The following is an 18,089-nucleotide window of genomic DNA, read 5'->3' on the forward strand; positions in this document are numbered from 1 at the left end:
ACTGTCCGAGTATTCGCACGTCCCTTACCTGCACCGACACGCGACCAACGGCACGAAGACAGGTAAGGTTTCGGACAGTATGGGACACCCTCCGGTCCACCACAGAGATCGATGACATCACCGACAGACGACATCGACCCGCTCGACGCGACCGACGTCGCCGAATTCGCCGAATGCCTTCGCGCAGTGCGTCTCCGCGCGGGCAACCCGTCCTACCGGACCCTGCAGCAGTGGGGCGCGCGCAACAAGATCGCGCTCCCGCGCAGCACCGTCCAAGACGCCCTCGCCGGCCGCCGCCTGCCCCGCAAGGCCCTTGTCCTCGGACTCGTCCGCGCCTGCGGCATCCCCACGAGCGATCGCCGCTGGGAAATCGCCTGGACCCGACTGGCTGATCAAACGAGCAAATCCACTCCACCACGGACTCAGATCCAGCAGAGCCTGACGCGCGACTTCGCGACCGCGGGCCTTCTCCGGATCGGCTCCACCTACCTCGGCGAGCTGGAATGGAAACAACTCTTCGCCGAGGTCACCGAACTCGACATCGTCGTGGCGTACGGCCAAACCTGGCGCAACATGCACGCCCGCGAACTTGCTCAGGTCGCCGCCAGGCCCAACAGCCGAATCCGCGTGTTCTTGGCCGACCCCGAGGACGAACTCACCGTCGCGGTCCTCGCCGACCGCTTCGACGCGACTCCCGACGAACTACGCTCTCGCATCACAGCCACCCGTAGCGCCTACGAGACCCTCCGCCAGCTCAACGGCGCGCAGATCGAGGTGTACTACCGACCGGGTGATCGTCTCTTCAGCTTCTACCGGTTCGATGACATCGCCGTCGTCGGGCTCTACAGTCACTCCCGCGCCCGCGGCGCCGCCGTACCGGTATTCGTCTGCGCGCGGCCCGGCGAACTCTACGAGTTCATCCAGGACGAACTCGCCGTCATCCTCGACCAGAGCAGGCTGGCATGACCTCCCCCCACACTGATCACCACGTCGATCGCCCGCTGATCCCGACCCGCCAGCTCGGTGCCACCGGCATCACCGTGCCCGCCATCGGCATCGGCTGCTGGGCCATCGGCGGCCCCGACAACAATCTCGGTATGCCGATGGGCTGGTCCACTGGCGACGACGAAGCACGCTCCCTAGCTGGGCTGGAAGCCGCCTGGCAGCATGGCGCCCGCCTCTACGACACCGCCGACGTCTACGGCCACGGCCGATCCGAACGCCTCATCGGCAGGCTTGTCACGCAGGTTCCCCGCCGCGAGATCGTGCTCGCCTCCAAGGGCGGGTACTTCGCCGGCACCGCCGAGCACGGCTTCGAGCCCCGGCACATGCGTCGCCAACTAGAACAATCGCTGGACAACCTCCGCACCGACCACCTCGACATCTACGCCTTGCACCATCCCAACTTCGGCGCCGACGACCGCTGGCTGCACCCCGCGATCGAGGCCATGCGAGCATTCCGCGACGAGGGCCTCATCAAGGCCATCGGGATGCGCGGCCCCCATCGGTTCGCGCTCGATCGCCTCACCACTCCGCCCGATCAACGCGGTGACAAAATCGCGCGCTTCAGCGCCCTGTTCGACATCGTGCGGCCCGACATCCTGGCGATCCGAGACAACCTCTTGACCCCAACGGACCGGTCCGAGGGCGTGTTCTCCTTCGCCGACGAACACAACGTCGGCATCCTGATCAGCAAGCCCCTCGGACAGGGACTACTCACAGGGACCTACCGTTCGGATGTACAGCGCGCGTTCGGCGATGGAGATCACCGGCTCCGCAAGCGTTGGTTCCAGCCTGACGCAATCGAGATCATCAACGCAGGGCTCGATCGAGTGCGCGCGATTGTCGGCCCACGCACCGAAGACCTCATCCGGGTCGCGTTGTGGGGATGCCTGGACCGGTCGCCCAACGCTGTCGTGCTCGTGGGATTCACTACCCCCGAGCAAGTCGGGATGAACGTCGGTTCACTTGGGCTACGACCAGACGCCGCCGAGATCGCAACAGCGCGGGAGATCATGGCCGATATTCAGGCACACCTCGACGCTGCCGGTGAAACCGTTCTGGCTACGCCCACACCTTCCACTCCTCGCTAAACGACTGCCAGGGATGCCGTCCGGAGTCGTGGCGGTCCATCAGCAGCACGACGCCTTCAGCCCACATCGGGAGGTCTGCCATCTCGAGCAGAAGTCGCCGCTGCATCTCAGCCCAGCGCAGCTCGATGGTTCGAGTGCCGCGGTGCGCGCGGAGCACGACCTCGTCCGGTTGGACGGTTTCCTGATCGCGAGGGAGTACCCACTCCGCGGCGAGACCGGCATCGTCCAGCGCAGCCAGCAGCGGCTCGCTGGACATCGTCACGAAGTACATGGCGTAGTCGGTGATCAGCCGCGCGCACAACGCTGGCGACAGCGGATAGATCGACCACGGCGGCATCGTCGGCGAGCGCGCCACGAGGTCATCGCTGCGCGCCCAGACCAGGTGCCCGACATCAAGGATGCGAGCCCGCTTCACGGCCTGGAGGTGTTCGGCGGCCGTCCGGTCGATGAATTCGCGCTCGGACCACAATTCGTAGCCGCGCACGATGTCGCTCGCCACCAGTGCCCGGCCGCCGGGAATCTTCATCCCCTGGACGCCACGCTCGTGGGCGAGGTCGAAAGCTTTGCCCAGCAGGTCGAGGTGCGTCTTGTACGGAATGTCGAGCGGCACCAGCCGGCCGGGCAAATCGCCGGGCAACGGGCCACCGGAGCGGATCGCTTCCTCGGCCATCCGCTGGCGGCGCGCTTGCCGTGACACGGTGCGGTTGGGATCGGATTTGATCTCATGCAGGTACGCCTCGTACTCGTTGCCGATCTCCTTGAACGAGGTGGCGTCGCCGATGCTCAGGCACGAGGTCAGGTCGTGCAGCAGGACGAACCGGCCCTCGTCGCGCCACCACTTGGTCACGAACTCGCGTTCGGCGGCCAAGCCCTTCTTGCCGGCCATCGGGCCAGGATGCTGATTCCGCGAGAGCGCGATGATGACGCGCCGGTCGTAGCTGAACACCCGCCAGGCCAGACCATCCGCGACCGACCGCAGCTGACGGTCCACCCGCTCACAGACATCCGCTTCCAGATCCCAGGTCTCGGGGCTGGTCGCCGGGTCGGTAGACCTCAGCTCGGGGGCGTCGGCCGGCACGGCTTTGCCCTGTCGGAGCAGCGTCGCAACGCGCCGACACCCTGCCCGATGTTCCTGGACCTCCAGCACTCGCGAGAGCAGGTCCTGTTGGAAGTCGTAGAAGTCCTCGGCGCTCCGACATTGCCGCAACGCGGTGATCAGCCGGATCAGGGTGCCGACCCCGTCCTGGTGAATCGGGTGGCGGAAGATCTGGTTCGTTCGCTCGAGCGGCATGTCGTTGAGCAGCGGCATCAGCGCAGCCTCCCACGCCATCGCCGAGCACCAGGTCAATTAAGGCGGCTGAGGCGCGTGCCGGATCGTCTGAAACGTCCCTGAACAGGGAGAATGCCTGCGCCACACGTTGTCGGCCCTCGGTCGGCGAGCCAGCGGCTCAGTAATGCCGCGCCGATCGGCAGCGATGGAATGGACGGGTGGGCCAGCCTTTCCCCCTCGATGCTGGCCCGCCCGTGGTCTGGCTCTTCTGGCTGCCCTGACCAGCGAGTTGACGCGACAAGTCGATCTTCGTCAGGGGCGAGGTGAACGGGGCCTCGCCCCTTCGCAAACCGCGTGCTCCGAGATCCTCCGCAGCGACGCGCCGCTAGCTGGGCATCCCCAGTCGACGCCCGCCACGGCCGCGCAGTTGCTCGTCGTTTCTTACCCGACGACCGCGTATGCCCTCTGACCAGGGAGTTTCACGCTCCAGCCCCGAGAACCGGTTGAGGCAGGAGTACCGCTCGGCAAGCCCGCGCCCGGTCCTGCGAAGGAGATGCGCTATCGGAGCGTCGGCCTCGCCCGCAGCGGCCGGCCAGGTATCCCGCACCTCGTTGAACAGGTCTTTCACGTCAGAAAGTCGCTCGCTGCCGGGCCTCAGGAGACAGCACGGCGATGCCCGCGTCGTAGCAAGGCGACTACCAGGGCATTCACGGGGCTCCGATGCGCGCACAGTCGCGTGAACTGGCACAACAGCAGCGATGGTCATCCTTTGTGGACGCTCAAGATAGGTCGACCAGGGGCTATGGAGTGCGGCGTCCCGTGTGGATGGCCTCTGATCAGCAGTTCCGGACAGTTTTGACCTCCGAGAGAGGGGCTGCACTGCATCTCGCGGCTGCTCTGGCACCGCCGCGAGCCGATAGTGCCCGTTTTATCCGGAATTCTCCGTCGAACCCGTTTGTGCTGGTCAGGGCCTACGGTCGGCGTGGTCGATGTCGAAGGCATGGCCTCTGACCTGGATTTACGCGTTCCGGCGATGCGTGCCCGAGGCGTCGCGACGACGACGTCCGTGACCAGCGGAAACGACCGCGACCGGCGCCGGAACGAGTGTTTACGCAGGTCAACGGAGGTTTGGGCGACTCCGGCCGCGATGGGCGAGATCCGCTCAAAATCGGTGACACAACTCACATTCGAGAGGGGTCCTGTCCGGACAGCGTGCGTTGCCGATCTCCCGCCGCGGTCCTCCATGATGGAAAAGCCCCGGCGAGAGCGGTGGCAGGCCACCACCAGCGTTGCTCTCGCCCCCGGCACGTCGACAGCCCTCAACCGCTGACACCCAACTGGAGTGACCACCTGATGTCCGCATTCTCGCTTTCGGTGCCGATGCCGCCTCGCACAACGTGTGGCGCCGCACCCCGCGCTCAGATCATCACGCTCGGCGTCCTGGCCGTCTTCGTCGTCGTGATGGTGGTGCTGGGCCAACCGCTCACCGTCGCGGCCGGTGTCGCGGGATGGCTTGTCACGGTGACCGCCCCGGCCCCGGCCGTGAGGCGGAACAAGCGACGGAACGAGGTCTGATGTGACGACGATGAGCATCCCTCCCACACAGGACAACCCGACCAACGGACGCGGCGAGGAGTGGCGCCTCGACGCGGAGCTGCTCCGATCGACCTTGGCGCGGCTATGCGAGCGGCCCGTCTCCGGTGCGATCTGGCCGTCGACGCTCCTGGCCTTCGAAACGGGCCTGCCGATCACCGAGGTGGAACTCGCCCTCGATCCTGGCCGCCAACGCGACCGCACCTCAAAGCCGGAACTCGCCACCTGGTCGGTCTACGAGCAACTGCTGTACCGGCTGCAGGCTGGTGACCACGACCGCGAGGTCTGCCAGGCAGCACATGAACGGCTCGCTCGGCAGCTGTGGCAGCGCGTCTCTCCGCCGCGCGACATCGCCACCATCGTCAGGGAGGCGGACTTCATGGCCGCCATGGCGGCGCTGACCGCCAAGTCAGGTATGAGCCTGCGGGCGATCGCAGAAGCGATGCGGGATCTCGACAGCGAGCACGCCTGGACCAAATCCGGGGTGCAGCCGTACGTCGCCGGGAAGACCCTGCCGCCACTGGACAAGAAGAAACACCTGCGCACCTTGCTGTCGGTGTTGTGTGAGCGAGCCGGGCGGCCCGCCGACGACGTCGAGCACTACCTCTGGGCGTGGGACTCGTTCCGACCTCGTCCGCAGTTCGCCCGCCCGCAGCTCGTGACCCTGCCGGCTGCTTCGCGGCACCAGGAGCAGAACCCGCCTCCCATTTCGGCTCGACGAGTACCCCGCACCATCCAGCTGACCATGTCGGTCGCGACGGTCGGAGTCATTGCTCTGATCGTGCTCGTCGTCATCGTCGGGGTGGCGCTCTTGATCTAGGATCGGAGCGGTGACCAGGCACAACAGACTATGGACGAAGGCCGGCCGGTGCCTGCCCGGCATCGGTGATGGCACACCCGGTCACCGTCGCCGCTGAACTTCCTACCGGCGACACGGAGACGGGACGCTTCATTGAACCGCCCCGGTCTTGATCTTGAGGTCACAGCTCCAGGAAGGCGAAAATGTCCAGCCGCAGACCATTGGACGCCGACACGCTGCTCAGCGGCGACGAGACCGAAGCGCTCCTCGCGCTCCTTTCCGACATCTCTCAGGGCCACGGTGACGACCCTGGAGTTCGCGACGCGGCGAGCGCAGCCTGGTCGCTGCTGGGCAACCGCTCGGCAGCCCAAGGCGGATACGCACAGGTTCGCGACGACGGCTACTACGCCAACCTTCTGGGGAGAATGCAGAATCGGGACCGGCCCTGGCGCCCCGCGCGGTAACCACCGCAGCCGGATCCGGCTTCTGAGCGGATCCGGCCCGTTCGCCCATCGTTGCGGGCGGTCGTGCTGGCGGTCAGGGGGCTGTGGCACCCACCGCGCGCCGGTCAGGTTGTCCACCGTTCGGACCGACCAGTCCGACACGGCTGACGCCGACCAAGAGAACGGCTATGGCCGGCTCGCGACAATAGGGACGACGACGGCGCTGCGGGCGATCCATCCGTTCAAGATCGGGTTGCCCGTGGGTGTCGCGGGGTCGTACTGCGCAGGGCTCCCTGCTCGTATGGGCTCGCACTGGGCGGCGCGTGACAACCAGCGGTTCGGGTGTCACACGCTGGGCATCGAGACAAGTACCTGGCGTGGCGGCACCCGATTCCTAGCGTGGATACTTCGTCATCGGTGAGCGAGTTGGAGGTTGGCGGGTGCCCATGGACGAGCAGATGTGGGGGCGGTGGTTGTGCGCGATCGGCAAGCACGTCGTCAAGTTCCAGCAGGACAGCCGGTCGACGTACGTACACGCGACGTTGCGTACGTCGCAAGAAGCCGACCTGCTGATGCGCCTACGCAGGCAGGGGCGTGTCTCCGGCGAGAAGTTCAGGACGCTGGCCCGCCAGTGCGGTTTGCCGATGCAAGAGTTGTCCGATTGCCTTCGGGCACAGGCCAATGCCAGGCTGCTGGGCTTCGAGGCCGACGCAAATGGGCAGATCATCTCGGTCACCGAGGCGATCTTCACCGAGGACGAGATATTCCGCTACGCCGCGACCCGCTTCCTTCAGCGTCAGCCTGAACCTGCCGAGCGTGCGCTCCTACCGCTGATGGACCTGCTCAGCCGACTGCCGTTGGACATTGACCAGGTCATCGACCAGCTTGCGCGCATGGGTATCGCCGAGGCCGACGCCCACCAAGCCATTGAACTCGCCGAAGCCTTCAGGCTGATCCAGCGACGCGACGTGCCCGACTTCGACAAATCGCTGCTGTACAACGAGTACCTGTGGGCACACAAGATGGACGGCGTCCAGCGGGTGCTGGCTGGCCTGGGCGACCGGGACACCAATGACCTACTGGGCCTCATGGAAGAGGTCAGGCAGGCCCAGGGCACCCCCGCCGAGGCGCTGACCGCTGCGCCGCCGCATCTCATCCAGATGGCGACCCGCGTCGGACTGGTCGACGGCGTCAAGATTGAGACCGCCTCCGGGCGAGAGAAGACGTTCACCTTCAGCCCGCAGTTCCACGGCCTGGGGACCGGCCGGGCGGACAGCGGGCTTCACGGCATCTCCGACCAGGTCAAACTCTTGGTCGCCTCGATCCAGTACGGAGTCCGCTACTCCGAGGACTTCCACCTGAATTCGCCAATCGCGTTCATGAACCGGCTCGTCAACGAGGGTCAAGCGGGCAACGCCACGCCGATCGGACGTGACTACATCCTGGTAGAGAAGTTCGGCATCCTGCGAACCGTTCCCACCTCCGGCGACCGACACCGCTTCGAGGTCATCAAGAAGGACATCGTCGTCGCTGCCCGCGATGCGCTCGCCCAAGGACAGCTCAGCAACGGGACTGGCGACGGGACCCTGGTCAACCAGAGTGACTACACCTCGCCCGAGGGGATGCGCGTGCGATTGGCTGACTCCGCCGGCCCTACTGAACGCCTGGAGATGCTCCACCTCGCGGCACTTCGTCAGACGGTGCAGAACGGGACGTGGTCATGACGAACCCGACCCGACGTCCGCGAGGCGGCCGTGAAGCTAACGAGATCGGCGCCAGCTGGGAGTACCGACTCGCCCGGCTGAGGTTTGTGCAGGGCTTCTTCGTTCGACGCGCGATCGACGTGTGGCCCGATGGTCTCCAAGGGAATCAGTTGGCAGAGCTGGATGTGCTGGCAACAAGCTTCGACCCGAGGACCCGTCGCCGCACCGAGCTTATCGAGGCCAAGAGTGGCTCCGGTGCCAAAGAGGTCGACCGAGTCATGTGGATGCGCGGCATGGCCGCGTACACCAGCGTCGACGAAGTCACCTTCGCCAAAGTGCGGGTCGATGCGCGGGTACGGCAGGTGGCAAAGCGTGTTCGTGTCAACATCCTCGACGAGGCCGCGGTCATCGCAGCGGAAAAGGCCGTCGGAATCGACCCTGACGATTGGGTCGGCTACGCCGACCCTCAGCTGGGCGAAACAGTCGTCAAGGAGGCCAGGGCACATCTGAACTCCAGTGACCCGCTGCGCAGAGCGGGGAAGTTCCTGTTCGGCACCTTCTGGAGCACGGACGAGTTCGCACGCATTCAGCAGTTGCGCACTCTCGCTGGCCTGTTGAATGAGCACCGTGACCAAGTCGAACCCACTGCCTTTGCGTTCGCGTGCAACGAAGTCGTGACGCTGACGGCGCTGTCCACACTGGAAGTGACCAATTGGCGCGGTCAGTACGAACCGGCCGAGTTCCAGAAGTTCGCTACTGAGCAGCTGACCGGCGGGTTTGGTCGACCTGATGGCCTGCGCCGCGTACTCGCCCAGGTCGACGCCATGAACCACCAGTTCATCGAAGATCTTCACGACGAGTACACGGCAACTGGCGTGGCTCGCATCAGCCGCCGCATCCCTCAGTTGCAGCAAGAACTTCTGAGGGTGCCCGAATGGGTCGAGGCATTCATGGACCTGAGTGCCCGGATGCAGGAACACGCGGGGATTTCTATGCACGTCCTGCGGCTTCTCGATCTTAGGGCGGCGGGACGACTCGGCAGCACCCGCGATACCAGCAAGATCACGAAAGCGTGGGCGGGAGACTCCCAACGAGTCGAGGACATAGCGAACCTGATCGAGAAGTTCTGCGTTTCGGCGTGGGGACTGCCCGAACACGGGCTTGAACGAGTGAACGCAGGGAAGGCGTCGCCCGTCGACACGCAGCGGCACGCCATGCCGTCCGCTATCCCCCCGGCCGGGCAGGCTGTTCAGCCGACACTCGACCAGGACACGTGAGCAATAACTGAGCGGTCGCTTATGACCGTGGCCGTCCATGGGTGTCTCGGGTAGGGACGCCACGTTCGCGGAGTTTGGTTAGCACGGTGGTGTGATCGACGCCCAGGTGTGCGCCGACTCGGGCGAGGGACCAGCCGAGGTTGTATAGGTGGATGGCTTCGTCGATGTGCTCGGGGGACAGGCCGCGGCGGCGCATCGGTACGTCGTGTCGTTTGAGGATGTTGCTGACTGTCCGCCGTTCGATGCCGAACCGGTCGCCCAGTTCGTACACGGTCGCTCCGGCTTGGTACCCGGAGATGAGGTCCTGGACCTGGTCGGCGTCGAGCTGGCGCGCCCGCCGGAGTTTGGGGCGGTCAACGGACGGTGGAGCGGGCGTAGACGGGCCGGGGAGCTTCTGGAGCAGGGTCTCCAGGGCTTCTACCTGGGGTTTTGTGTTGTAGTAAGTTCCCCCAAGGTCCACAGACACGAAAGCCGCCCACTTGGCAAATTGGTCCAGGTAGGGCGGTTTTTTCGTTTGCTTCACTTCGAGAATTGACCTGGCAGACTTCAGTTACACATCCTCTGCTCCAGTGTTGTAATCCGACCGGGTAGCTCTTTCAAGCACACCGCAGCGTGCGGACCTCGCCCAGGCAGCCCCAAACCTCGCTTTCGGTCACCTCGGACCGAGACCGTCCCAGCGCGGCCGACGCAATCCGTGGATCGTCAAGCCGGGCCGGCCTGTCGTCTCCCTCCCCCGGAGCCTGACGGAGAGGTTCTGGCTCGCGGCGGAACTACCGCGCTCTGCATGGCAGGCTCCGATCCGGACACCCTGGAAAAGATGGCAACTCTCCTCGAAAGGGGCTCTCCGCACGACGCGGATGCGCCTCAGCCGCCATTCATTATCGACCCTCCGGTTCTCACCGTAGCGGCCGGAAGAAGTCGGTGAGGTCGTGCGCGAGCAGCTCGGGTTCTTCGTGTGCGGGGAAATGCCCGCCGCGGGGCATTTCCGTGTATCTCGTGATGTTGTAGGTGCGCTCGGCCCAGCTGCGCGGCGGCCGGGTGAGGTCGGCCGGGAACAGCACAAAGGCGGTGGGGACATCGATTCGCTCGACTCTGCGCGTCATGTTCTCGCTGTACTCGTAGTACGGCCGGAACGAGGTCGAGATGGTGTTGGTGAACCAGTAGAGCGACGCCTGTGTCAGCAGGAAGTCGTCGCTGAACCGCGAGGACAGGTCACCTCCGCAGTCGCTCCACGCACGGTACTTCTCGATCATCCATGCGAGCAGCCCGGTCGGCGAGTCGGCCAGCCCGTAGGCCAAGGTGACGGGTCGGGTGCTCTGCTGGTGCTGATACGCGCCTTCCTTCGCCGACCAGGTCTTCACCGAGTCGAGATAGGCGCGCTCCTGCGTGGTGATGCTCTCGTCGTCGTAGGCGACCGGACTGGCGACGGCACCGAGGTGGATACCCACCAGAGCGTCGGGATGGGCTTCGGCCAGCCGGGAGGTGATGCCCGCGCCCAGATCTGTGCCGTGCGCACCGTAACTGGCCAGGCCCAGTTCCTCTCGCATGAGCAAGTGCCACAGTTCGTGTGTCTGCAAGGGATCCGTGAGCGAGGGCCGTTGCGGGGAGAAGGCGAATCCCGGCAGCGACGGGACGATGACGGTGAACGAGTCCGCCGCGCGGCCACCATGTTTGGACGGGGTGGCCAGCCGCTGGGCCAGACCGGTCAACTCCAGAAACGAGCTGGGCCACCCGTTGGTCAGCACGATCGGCAGGGCATCCGGAGCCTCCCCGTCGAAACGCAGGTAGTGCACCGGTGTCCCGGCGATGTCCGCGACGTGGTGGGGCAGCGCGTTGATGGCCGCTTCCTGAGCCCGCCAGTCATAGCCAGTCGCCCAGTAGGCGACCAGTCGCCGCAACTCACCGGGATCGGTTCCCGCCGACCATCCGGTCACCGGCCACGGAGCCGGCCATCGCGTGGCGGCCAGCCGGGCTCGCAGCTCGCCGAGTTCGGCATCGGCAACCTCAAGCACTGGCCTGTCGGACACCATGGCATCTCCTCACACTCACCTAATTTGTATTTCAAAGTACAGAAAAGGTAGGGTGGTCGTCATGGGCGCCGGCAGACCACGAGAGTTCGACGTAACGGCAGTGCTCGACGCGGTCGCCGGACGATTCCGCGTACGCGGGTTCGCCGACACCTCGACCGAGCAGCTGTGCGAGGCGGCCGGTGTGCGGCGCAGCAGCTTGTACAACACGTTCACCTCGAAGAACGAGCTGTTCGTCCGCGCGCTGGAGCGACAGACCAGCCTGGCCCTGGAGCAGCAGGCGGCGGTCCTGACCGATGAGAGACTGCCAGGCGCCGAGCGCCTCGTCGCCCTTTTCGACCTCGTCCTCGCCGAGGAACGTGCCGCCGGGAGGGAGGGCCACGCCGCGGGCTGCATGATCGTGGCGTCACGGATGGCGCCGGATCTCGGAGCCAGGGAGCCGCGCGTGCAGAGTCTCCTCGACCGCTACACCGACATTCAGCTCTCGTTGGTGGCCGGCGCGGTGCGAGCCGGCCAGCTGGACGGCACCCTCCGCGAGGATGTCGCGCCGCACGACGCTGCGCTGATGGTCTCCTCGGCCATCTCGGGGCTACGCGTCCTCGCGCAGTCCGGTTCCGGGGTCGCCGAACTCGCGCGGGTGGCCGAGCTCCACCTCGGTTCTTTGCGCGCGGCCACCTGACCGGGGTTTTCGCGTCGCTCATTTTTGTACTTTCGAATACATATTAAGTCCGACGACAGGGTTGGGACGCCGATGACGAGACACTTGTACCTGCTGATGCTGACCATGCTCATCGTGGTGTCGAGCGAGCTGCAGATCCCGGCGATGATGCCCGTGATGGCCCATGACCTGGGCGTGGACACGGGCATGATCGGGATGCTCGTCTCGATCTTCGCGCTGGGCATGGCGATCGGCGGCCCGGCCATCGCCTTCGTCCTGCGGCACCGGCCGCCGAAGCAGGCACTGCTCACCGTGGTCGCGGCGTACGCGATCCCCGAACTGCTCGTGCCTCTCGTGCACGAGTACTGGTGGGTGGCGCTGATGCGCCTCCTGACGGGATGCCTCGCCGGAGCGGCTGTCGGTCTGTCGATCGCCTACGCCACCAGGCTCGCCCGGAGCCCGGACAAGATCGGCGAGGCCGTCTCGATCGTGCTGAGCGGAATCATGGTCGGCACCGTCGTCGGGCTGCCGGTGTCACACTTCATCGCCGATCGGTGGAGCTGGCAGACCACGTTCTACGTCCTCGGCGCCGCCGCTGTCGTCGTCTTCGTCGTGAGCCTGCTCGCCCTCCCGAAGCGGGAGGCGGCGACGGCCGACGACGCTGCCAAGGACATGCGCAACCTGCGCCTGCCCCGTCTGTGGTCGCGCTACCTGGTCAGCTTCCTGACGATCGGCGCCGCGTACGCGGCTTTCTCCTACTTCACCCCGCTCCTGGAGCAGAACGCCGGATTCGGCTCGTCGGCGACGACGCTGATCCTGCTCGCGTACGGCTTCTGTTCACTCGTGGGGAACTTGGTGGTCGGGAAGCTGGCCGACCGGCACGCCGTCGGCGTCCTGCGGTTCGGCCACGCCATGCTCGCCGTCTCGCTGGCCATGATCGCGGTCGCCAGTGACGCGCGGCCGGTGGTCCTGGTCATGGTCCTCGCCGTCGGACTCGCCGGTGTCACGATGAATCCGCCGCTGGTCACGCGGGTCGTCGAGGTCGGCGGCAGTGGAGCCCTCGTCAGCACCGTCCACACGTCGATCATCACCCTGGGCATCACTGTCGGCACGGCCGTCAGCGCGGCCACGATCGACGCGTTCGGCAACGACCCCGCGGTGGCCATGTGGACTGGCAGCGGGTTCGCCGTGCTCGCCGCGATCGTGCTGGCCCTGCAACTCCCGCGACGCCACGACACTGACGGGCCGCGCACACCGGCGCTGCCCCGGCAGGCAACCCAGACGACGGCCCGGTAGGAGACGACGATGTCCGCGGAATCCGCACACACGACGTGGCATCCCGGCGAGGAGACGATGCATCGGCTCCTGCGGGTGGTGCACGGCGACAACCCCACGATCCCCGGTCTGCCGGTGTCGTACGGGGCCTGGATGGCCGAAAGTCCGCTACTCGCGCTGGGCACGGTCGACGGGCACGACCGCGTCTGGACCACCGTGCTCGGTGGCGCCGCCGGAGTGGTCCGGCCCGTCGCTGCCGGTGTCCTGGGAGTGCGCGCCCGCTCGCGTGAGCCGTTGATGGGCTTCGATCCCGTTCTGGAAGCGTTGTTCGCCGGGCAAGACCTGCGCGACGGCGGGATCGCCCGGCACCCGGGCGGCGGGAAGCTGGTCGGCGGGCTGGCCATCGATCTGGAGACCCGGTCACGGGTCAAGATCTCGGGCAGGGTGCTGGGCGGTGCCCTCGCGGCGACCGATCCGCGGGCCGGCGTGCAGCTGGCGGTGGCCGTCGAAGAGACACTGGGCAACTGCCCGAAGTATCTGAACCGGAAGTCGATTCGGTCCCACGACTCGTCGCCGACGCTGGTCAGCGACCGGCTCCCGCTCGTCCCCGATGCGATCGACCTCATCGGCAGATCCGACCTGTTCGCCCTCTCCAGCCGGCACGGCACGGTGAGCATGGACACCAACGTCCGCGGTGGGGCACCCGGGTTCGTGCGGATCCTCACCAACTCGGAGGCGGAGGGCGTCACCCTCGTCTATCCGGAGTACTCCGGGAACCGTCTCTTCCAGACCCTGGGCAACCTGCAGGCCGATCCCGCGGTCGGCGTGACCTTCCCCGACGTCGAGACCGGTGCCGTTCTGTACCTCAGCGGACGCGCCGACGTCGTCGTCGGCGCGGACGCCGCCGCGCTGCTGCCGCACAGCAAGCTCGCCGTCCGCGTGCACGTCGAAGCGGCCCGTTTCGTGCGGGACGGGTTGCCGTTCCGCGGAACACTGCTGGATCCGTCGCCCTACAACCCGCCGGTCCACCGGTTGGCGCACGAGATCGACGGTCCTCCCGCGTGCTCCCTCGGGACGACCGATCCCGACGGGAAGCCACTGGCCGTCGCCACGGCGACGCTGCTCCGCCGATCGACCATCACGCCGACGATCTCGCGGTATACCTTCCGGCTCGGCCCCGAGACGTCGACCGCGCCCTCGCGAGCCGCGTTCGCGGAGCTGAAACCGTGGCGTGCGGGGCAGCACGTCACCCTGGACTTCTCCGCCCACCTCGATCGCGGGTGGTCGCACATGCGCGACCACGATCCCCGATCGCTCAACGACGACCACATCAGGTCGTTCACGATCTCAAGCCGGCCCGGGGGCCGCTCGGCGGTGCTGGACGGCGCCGAGTTCGACATCACCGTCCGCGAGCAGGGGCCGGTGACGGCCTTCCTCGGGCGGTGGCGTCCGGGCCGGTCGGTCGACGTCGCCGTGCTGGGCTTCGGGGACGGCGACGAAATCGAGTTCGGCACCGACCCCGCCGGCGAAGACGTCGTCGTGGTGGCTGCCGGCGTGGGGATCACGCCGCTCATGGCGCAGGCGCGATCGGCGTCCGCGGCGGCGTCAGGTCGGCGGCTGAAGCTGTTCTGGAGCGTGCGGGCCGACGATCTGCCGCTGGCGATCGACGTCCTCGGAGCGCTCCACGAGGTGGCAGCCGTGACCGACGTGTTCGTCACGCGCACCGCCGACGCCGAACCGGAACCGGGGATCGCGGAACTGCGCGAGCTCGGCGCGCGCGTCCACACACGACGGATCGAGCCGGCCGACGTCCGGTCCGCAGGCACCGCCGGGCGGCGGCGCTTCCACGTGTGCGCGCCGCCAGGCTTGACCCGGTCGGTACTGGAATGGGTCGGAGGCGAGCACGTGCGATGCGCGACCTTCACGTACTGAACCCGCGACACCCCTTCGGCCCGATCGACCTCCACAGGTCTCGCCGACCGCCTCTTCACACGGCCTCAGGTGGTGAAGGCCCGCACATGTCAACCTCACCCTGCGTGCGGACGCCAGGCCTTCGGGTCAGCGCGTGAGTGGGACAGCGATCCGGCCGGGGAACCGCGGGTTCTCCGCTTCGTCGAGCATCGCGGCGGCAACGGTGTCCCGGCTCACCATGATGCGGAAGATGCTCTTGGGGGAGGCATCGAGCCCGACGGTGCGCCGGTCCGGGCTGATCGGTTTGTTCGACAGGGGTCCGGCGTGGAAAACCGTCCCGCCGGCTTCGGTGACCACGGCGTCCGACTCGACCTTGTCGGCGATCTCCGCTCCGAGTCCTTTGAGGACCAGCCGGTTGAGCGCGCTTGCCACCGCGGCCGAGGGGCCCGTGCCGTAAGCACCCAGCCAAATGACGCGGGCGCCCGAGGCCACCGCCGACCGGGCGCCCGCGGTCAGCACACCCGGTTTCGTCCCCTTGGGCACCCCCAGTCCGGACAGCACCAGTTCACTGCCTTCGAGCGCCGAGTCGATCTCGCTGGTGCGGAACACGTCCGCGACGATCTTGGTCAGCCCCGGGGCGTCCGGAACGGTGATCCGGTCCGGATCGCGGGCGATGGCTCTGACGACGTGGCCACGTTCGAGTGCCTGCCGGGTAAGGGAAAGTCCGGTCGGGCCGGACGCGGCGAGAACGGTGAGGTGCATGAAAATCCACTCCTGAGGGTCAGTGCGTGTGCCGAGCCGGATTTCAGTCGAGAATGTTCGGCTGTGCCGATGCATCCGGGGAATCGACCGGATCGAGGTAGAAGCGGACCGCTGCGGCGCGGCCGTCCTCGACCCGGATGATGACGGTGCCGCGGATGGTCTCGACGATTCCGTCAGCCCGCGTGCCGATCATCTCCCACTCGGTCCACACCCGGTCACCGTCCACCACGGAGTCGATGACCCGGGCGTCCAGGCCGTTCGGATACCGGGCGAAGATCGTCGTGTAGTTCGCGCGAACCTGGTCGGCACCGCGGAAGGAGCGATCAGGGTGCAGCGGCATCACGCAGTCGAAGTCGTCGGTGTAGTTGGCCACCAGCTTTTCGACGTCACGATCGGACATCGCCGCGGCCATGCGAAACGGAATGGCGCGCACGTCGTCGGTCGATGCGCTCACTTCTCGCCCGCCTTGTCCGCGGGCCTCCTTGGCGATCGCGTAAAGCTCGGGGTTGCCCGCGAAAGGGGCCTTCCGCACGACGCGGATGCGCCTCAGCCGCCATTCATTGTCGATCCGTTGCAGATCGACGTGCCAGAAAGCACGAACGACGAGCCAGTCGACCTCGTCGGTGGGAACGTGGTGGTAGGCCACCACGAAACTCCGGTAGGTGGCGTGGTCGCCCTCAACTTCGACGATGATGTTGGAGGTCGAATGGTGAGTACTCTGGAACCCTTTCAGCATTGCCTGGCTGGCGACCACGAAATCATCGGCACTCAATTCTTGCGACGGCGTGCCCAAGTGCTCGGAGACGTCCATTGTTACGGTGTCGGCGAGGATCGCACGCAGACCGGCCCAGTCCTTGAGATCCTGTGACCAAGCGAAACGGGCCACGGTCTCGGCGACAGCGACCCGGTCGGCGAGGTAGTTGACATCAGTCATGAAAATTCCTTCATCGAGAATACGATCGGTAAAACATCGAGAGCGAAGCATGTGTCAACACGGATTCGCGTGCGCTGCCTCCGCCTTCCTGGTGGTCATTCTTCCGGGATTCGGCCGCCGTAGCAGGGGCCAGGATGTCCCCTCCTGACGGATGCCGCTGATATTCTTCGGTCATGTCGGACGCGAGCACTTTGGGAACGGTGTTGCGGGAGCGACGTGAACGCACTCGGCCCGAACAGGTGGGTGTCGTCGGTCACGGCCGCAGGCGCACGGGCGGCCTGCGCCGGGAAGAGCTCGCCGAATTGGCAGGCGTGTCGACGGATCACTTGAAACGCATGGAGCAGGGTCGTCGGCACCCCTCGCCCGGCGTGTTGAACGCCTTGGCCCGAGCGCTCCGGATGAGCAGGGCGGAGTACGAGCACCTGTGCACGCTGGCCGGTTACGCGCCGGTGGAAGGGCGGGTGCCAAGGCGGCTGAGTGATGCCGCGCGCCGGCTCGTGGACCGGATAGAGGGCACGCCGGTGTGCGTGCTCGACGCCACGTGGACGGTCGTCGGCTGGAACCGGGCTTGGGAAGCGCTGGCCTGCGGGGTGCCCTCGCTCCACCCGCGCGAGGGCAACATCCCCTGGCGGGTGTTCGTCGGCCAGGGCGGCCAGGTGCGGCGATCGCCAGGTGACGACGCGCGCTTCCAGCGCCTGCTGGTGGCCGAACTGCACGCGGCCTCGACCCGCTACCCCGAGGACGAAGACCTGGCGTCTTTGACCGCCGACCTCCAGCGCGCCAGCGTCGTGTTCGCCGAGCTCTGGGCGAGCACGCCTGCCGCCGGGCGGCACGACAGCCGGATGCTGCTGCAGCATGAGGATCTGGGGCAGATCGCACTGGACTGCGACACCGTCCACATTCCCGACGGCGACCTGAGGGCGGTGGTGTTCACGGCGGACCCGGGCCCTGCCGACGCGGACACCTTTGCCGATGGCGAACGCTTCGGCCGGTGATCACGTCCCAGCACGCGCATCAGCGTCTTGCCGCTTGAATTTCCATCCGCGACGCGTCAGGCACTCGCGGTCCAGTGCTCGATCGTGACGTCCAACGCCGGCGCAAGCGCAAGTGACCGCAGGCGTAGCCGCGACGTCAAGGCCGGACCATTCGACATGCGAAGCCCGTAAGTGGTACTTCAGCCAACGCTCTCGACCGGATGAGCTACCCGGATGCGTACTGCGCACCGATTATCGGACCACGCCTTTCCGGGTTCGCCGAATGATCACTACGCGAACGACCGAGCAATACCTTCAGGCGCAGAAAGTGAACCATCCCGATAGCATTGCGTCGGAATGCGAGCCTCGA

At 66.5% G+C, this 18,089-nt stretch carries 16 protein-coding genes; 11 read left to right on the top strand and 5 right to left on the bottom strand.

The annotated features are described in order from the left end of the window. The first annotated feature begins 111 nt into the window (after positions 1-111). A complete protein-coding gene (locus tag ACFWMR_RS01395; protein WP_378376019.1) occupies positions 112-966 on the top strand; it encodes a hypothetical protein in 855 nt (284 codons plus the stop codon). Continuing rightward, positions 963-2,093, top strand: a complete 1,131-nt coding sequence (locus ACFWMR_RS01400) for an aldo/keto reductase (protein WP_378376021.1) — start codon at positions 963-965, stop codon at positions 2,091-2,093. The genes ACFWMR_RS01395 and ACFWMR_RS01400 overlap by 4 nt, the downstream gene beginning before the upstream one ends. On the opposite strand, the gene ACFWMR_RS01405 is transcribed toward ACFWMR_RS01400, so the two are convergent. Next, complete coding sequence (locus ACFWMR_RS01405; protein ID WP_378376023.1) at positions 2,065-3,402, bottom strand: hypothetical protein; 1,338 nt, start codon at positions 3,400-3,402, stop codon at positions 2,065-2,067. The genes ACFWMR_RS01400 and ACFWMR_RS01405 overlap by 29 nt on opposite strands. Positions 3,403-4,716: 1,314 nt before the next feature. Here ACFWMR_RS01405 and ACFWMR_RS01410 point away from each other — a divergent pair. The 5 genes from ACFWMR_RS01410 (at position 4,717) to ACFWMR_RS01430 (ending at position 9,178) form a co-directional block, all read left to right on the top strand. Continuing rightward, positions 4,717-4,938: a hypothetical protein gene (locus ACFWMR_RS01410; RefSeq protein WP_378376024.1), complete on the top strand. Its 222-nt coding sequence runs from the start codon at positions 4,717-4,719 to the stop codon at positions 4,936-4,938. Between the two features lie 10 nt (positions 4,939-4,948). Continuing rightward, complete coding sequence (locus ACFWMR_RS01415; protein WP_378376026.1) at positions 4,949-5,776, top strand: hypothetical protein; 828 nt, start codon at positions 4,949-4,951, stop codon at positions 5,774-5,776. A gap of 182 nt (positions 5,777-5,958) precedes the next feature. Beyond that, positions 5,959-6,219 carry a hypothetical protein gene (locus ACFWMR_RS01420; protein WP_378376028.1) on the top strand — a complete coding sequence of 87 codons (261 nt, stop codon included), beginning with the start codon at positions 5,959-5,961 and terminating at the stop codon, positions 6,217-6,219. 425 nt (positions 6,220-6,644) lie between these two features. Then, entirely contained in the window at positions 6,645-7,922 is a 1,278-nt protein-coding gene (locus ACFWMR_RS01425; RefSeq protein ID WP_378376030.1) for a hypothetical protein, read from the top strand. Continuing rightward, positions 7,919-9,178: a hypothetical protein gene (locus ACFWMR_RS01430; RefSeq protein WP_378376031.1), complete on the top strand. Its 1,260-nt coding sequence runs from the start codon at positions 7,919-7,921 to the stop codon at positions 9,176-9,178. Before ACFWMR_RS01425 ends, ACFWMR_RS01430 begins: the two co-directional genes overlap by 4 nt. A gap of 19 nt (positions 9,179-9,197) precedes the next feature. Here the strand turns inward: ACFWMR_RS01430 and ACFWMR_RS01435 are convergent, their stop codons facing one another. Both ACFWMR_RS01435 and ACFWMR_RS01440 read right to left on the bottom strand, forming a co-directional pair. After that, a complete protein-coding gene (locus ACFWMR_RS01435; protein WP_378376033.1) occupies positions 9,198-9,701 on the bottom strand; it encodes a helix-turn-helix domain-containing protein in 504 nt (167 codons plus the stop codon). A 373-nt stretch (positions 9,702-10,074) separates the two neighbouring features. Then, positions 10,075-11,208, bottom strand: coding sequence for an epoxide hydrolase family protein (locus ACFWMR_RS01440; protein WP_378376035.1), 1,134 nt, complete (start codon positions 11,206-11,208; stop codon positions 10,075-10,077). 61 nt (positions 11,209-11,269) lie between these two features. Between ACFWMR_RS01440 and ACFWMR_RS01445 the strand changes: the two genes are divergently transcribed. The 3 genes from ACFWMR_RS01445 (at position 11,270) to ACFWMR_RS01455 (ending at position 15,070) form a co-directional block, all read left to right on the top strand. Beyond that, the gene (locus ACFWMR_RS01445) at positions 11,270-11,884 is read left to right on the top strand and encodes a TetR/AcrR family transcriptional regulator (protein ID WP_378376037.1); all 615 of its coding nucleotides are present in this window, start codon (positions 11,270-11,272) and stop codon (positions 11,882-11,884) included. 72 nt (positions 11,885-11,956) lie between these two features. After that, complete coding sequence (locus ACFWMR_RS01450; protein WP_378376039.1) at positions 11,957-13,159, top strand: MFS transporter; 1,203 nt, start codon at positions 11,957-11,959, stop codon at positions 13,157-13,159. A 9-nt stretch (positions 13,160-13,168) separates the two neighbouring features. Next, positions 13,169-15,070 (top strand): pyridoxamine 5'-phosphate oxidase family protein, encoded by a 1,902-nt coding sequence (locus tag ACFWMR_RS01455; RefSeq protein WP_378376041.1) that lies wholly within the window; start codon positions 13,169-13,171, stop codon positions 15,068-15,070. A 126-nt stretch (positions 15,071-15,196) separates the two neighbouring features. Here ACFWMR_RS01455 and ACFWMR_RS01460 read toward each other — a convergent pair whose 3' ends face one another. Beyond that, complete coding sequence (locus ACFWMR_RS01460) at positions 15,197-15,811, bottom strand: NAD(P)-dependent oxidoreductase (RefSeq protein WP_378376043.1); 615 nt, start codon at positions 15,809-15,811, stop codon at positions 15,197-15,199. Between the two features lie 43 nt (positions 15,812-15,854). Then, on the bottom strand, positions 15,855-16,745 hold the full coding sequence (locus tag ACFWMR_RS01465; RefSeq protein WP_378376044.1) for a nuclear transport factor 2 family protein: 891 nt from the start codon (positions 16,743-16,745) through the stop codon (positions 15,855-15,857). Positions 16,746-16,918: 173 nt separating this feature from the next. Here ACFWMR_RS01465 and ACFWMR_RS01470 point away from each other — a divergent pair, with 173 nt between their 5' ends. Beyond that, entirely contained in the window at positions 16,919-17,740 is an 822-nt protein-coding gene (locus ACFWMR_RS01470) for a helix-turn-helix domain-containing protein (protein ID WP_378376046.1), read from the top strand. The last annotated feature ends 349 nt before the right edge of the window (positions 17,741-18,089 follow it).

The sequence above is a fragment of the Amycolatopsis thailandensis genome, from assembly GCF_042723255.1.
Taxonomy (GTDB): Bacteria; Actinomycetota; Actinomycetes; order Mycobacteriales; family Pseudonocardiaceae; genus Amycolatopsis; species Amycolatopsis thailandensis.

Bases quoted from the DNA above. Each gene is read 5' to 3' on its own strand.
- ACFWMR_RS01395 (WP_378376019.1), top strand. From the start codon at position 112: ATGACATCACCGACAGACGACATCGACCCGCTCGACGCGACCGACGTC.
- ACFWMR_RS01415 (WP_378376026.1), top strand. From the start codon at position 4,949: ATGAGCATCCCTCCCACACAGGACAACCCGACCAACGGACGCGGCGAG.
- ACFWMR_RS01460 (WP_378376043.1), bottom strand. From the start codon at position 15,811: ATGCACCTCACCGTTCTCGCCGCGTCCGGCCCGACCGGACTTTCCCTT.
- ACFWMR_RS01410 (WP_378376024.1), top strand. From the start codon at position 4,717: ATGTCCGCATTCTCGCTTTCGGTGCCGATGCCGCCTCGCACAACGTGT.
- ACFWMR_RS01450 (WP_378376039.1), top strand. From the start codon at position 11,957: ATGACGAGACACTTGTACCTGCTGATGCTGACCATGCTCATCGTGGTG.
- ACFWMR_RS01405 (WP_378376023.1), bottom strand. From the start codon at position 3,402: ATGCCGCTGCTCAACGACATGCCGCTCGAGCGAACGAACCAGATCTTC.
- ACFWMR_RS01430 (WP_378376031.1), top strand. From the start codon at position 7,919: ATGACGAACCCGACCCGACGTCCGCGAGGCGGCCGTGAAGCTAACGAG.
- ACFWMR_RS01420 (WP_378376028.1), top strand. From the start codon at position 5,959: ATGTCCAGCCGCAGACCATTGGACGCCGACACGCTGCTCAGCGGCGAC.
- ACFWMR_RS01445 (WP_378376037.1), top strand. From the start codon at position 11,270: ATGGGCGCCGGCAGACCACGAGAGTTCGACGTAACGGCAGTGCTCGAC.
- ACFWMR_RS01470 (WP_378376046.1), top strand. From the start codon at position 16,919: ATGTCGGACGCGAGCACTTTGGGAACGGTGTTGCGGGAGCGACGTGAA.
- ACFWMR_RS01400 (WP_378376021.1), top strand. From the start codon at position 963: ATGACCTCCCCCCACACTGATCACCACGTCGATCGCCCGCTGATCCCG.
- ACFWMR_RS01440 (WP_378376035.1), bottom strand. From the start codon at position 11,208: ATGGTGTCCGACAGGCCAGTGCTTGAGGTTGCCGATGCCGAACTCGGC.
- ACFWMR_RS01465 (WP_378376044.1), bottom strand. From the start codon at position 16,745: ATGACTGATGTCAACTACCTCGCCGACCGGGTCGCTGTCGCCGAGACC.
- ACFWMR_RS01455 (WP_378376041.1), top strand. From the start codon at position 13,169: ATGTCCGCGGAATCCGCACACACGACGTGGCATCCCGGCGAGGAGACG.
- ACFWMR_RS01425 (WP_378376030.1), top strand. From the start codon at position 6,645: ATGGACGAGCAGATGTGGGGGCGGTGGTTGTGCGCGATCGGCAAGCAC.